The sequence below is a fragment of the Mesotoga sp. HF07.pep.5.2.highcov genome, assembly GCF_003666285.1.
Taxonomy (GTDB): Bacteria; Thermotogota; Thermotogae; order Petrotogales; family Kosmotogaceae; genus Mesotoga; species Mesotoga prima.
The window spans coordinates 1-1,776 of sequence record NZ_JFHJ01000264.1 but is presented as its reverse complement, the minus strand read 5'-3'; the positions used below and the strand labels follow the sequence as shown (position 1 = coordinate 1,776).

The window sequence follows — 1,776 nt, the reverse complement described above, 5'->3', positions numbered from 1 at the left end:
CCAGAGCATGTCCTCACTTGCAAAGGAATACTCGATGACAAAGAGCAATGTCACCGTCCTCGTTGACGATATGGAGAGCAAAGGCTATCTCGCCCGTATCCGTTCTGAAGAAGACAGAAGGGTCATCATGATTACACTTACTCAACGCGGTAAGGCTTTCTTTGAAAGCTTTTTAAAGAACTTCTCCAGACTGATCTCAACGTTTATAAGAAAAGTCGGTGCCGAAGACCTCGCGATAATCACTGATGGATTTGAAAGAATAACCCGGATTGTTATAGACGAAGAACTAGTCAGTTCCGATGAAGGAGGCAAACCTGATAAGTCATGATACTGGTAACCGGTTCCACCGGGCACGTTGGTAACGTTCTCGTCAGAGAGCTTGTCAGCAGAGGTGAAAGCGTAAGGGCCGTTGCTCTCCCTGGAGAAGATACCTCTATGATAGAGCTGGAGGGTGTAACGATCCTCCGAGGCGATATTCGAGACAGAGACTTTGTGATAGAAGCCTGCGAAGGAATCGACACGGTCTATCATTTGGCGGCGCTCATATCCATTATGCCTACAGATAAAAAGCGCGTTCTGAGCGTTAACGTTGGCGGCACAGAAAACGTAATCCGCGCATGCAAGAAGCAGAAAGTCGAAAGGATGATCTACACAAGCTCGATACATGCCTTTACTGAGATTGAACCGGGTAGCGTGATAGATGAAAACGTCCCATTCAACCCAGCGCGTACTAGCGGCGTCTACGGTAAATCCAAGGCAGAAGCCGTGCTCAATGTATTGACGGCCGCCAGAGAAGGCCTGAACGTTGTTGTACTCTGCCCGACAGGAATCATAGGCCCATTCGATTACAAGCTTTCAGAGATGGGCAACATGATAAGGCTCTTCGCCTCCGGAAGGCTTAGAGTTGGCGTCGACGGATCCTTCGATTTCGTCGATGTCCGTGATGTGGTCCGATCGGAAATTGAGGCCTCCGTGAAGGCAAAGCCAGGCGAAGTCTACATTATCGGCGGAGAGAGCGTCTCGATACAGGAGCTTACGGACATACTCCACCAGATAACAGGCAAAAAGAGAATCGGCACCTTCTTGAAAAGCACTAGCGCCTATTTGCTTTCGGCCTTTAGTACACTCTATTACATGATCTCAAAAACGAAGGCCTGTTTCACTCCGTATACGGTCCACACACTCACCAGGAACTACAAGTATTCTCACGAAAAAGCCTCTAAAGTATTGGGCCACAATCCAAGGAGAGTCTCGGAATCCCTGAGGGACGCCGTCGAATGGCTATCCGGATACGGCACGATCAAACTGCAGTCAAAGCTAGACTCTCACCGTCCGACGTAAACCCTTTTCATCTGGCAAGTGGCAATCTAACCACAATAGAATCTCGCAGCTCATTCGGGAAAAAATGTCTGTGAATATCATTTGCAGCATCCAATAACATCTCATACTTAACGTCTTTCAGCCTCTCGATCAAAAAGCCGTTAGACGTTGAAGGCCTTGAACAGCTGAGAAAGATTGCATTTGAGACGTTCGCTGCGCTCACGAGAAAGCGAGAGCAAAAATAGGGACTGACGATTCTCCTCACGTCCCTTTTTCGCGGGGATGACAGTGTGAGGTCACTTCGGAAACGCCGCATTCAGTCATGCTGAACTTGTTTCAGCATCCCGTTCTAAGAACCGCTATGCGCTTAAGTACGAAGACCCGCTAATCGCTGTAAGCGAAAATAGAGACTGACCGACTCCTATAGTATGTCTTTTTTTCGCGTAAAAGGCAGAG

2 protein-coding genes are annotated in these 1,776 nt (G+C 48.3%); both read left to right on the top strand.

The features are described 5' to 3' along the window. Positions 1-328, top strand: a 328-nt coding sequence (locus BG32_RS05425) for a MarR family winged helix-turn-helix transcriptional regulator (protein WP_121526533.1), incomplete at its 5' end; no start/stop codon positions are given. After that, complete coding sequence (locus tag BG32_RS05420) at positions 325-1,341, top strand: SDR family oxidoreductase (protein WP_121526532.1); 1,017 nt, start codon at positions 325-327, stop codon at positions 1,339-1,341. The genes BG32_RS05425 and BG32_RS05420, both read left to right, overlap by 4 nt. Positions 1,342-1,776 lie beyond the last annotated feature (435 nt).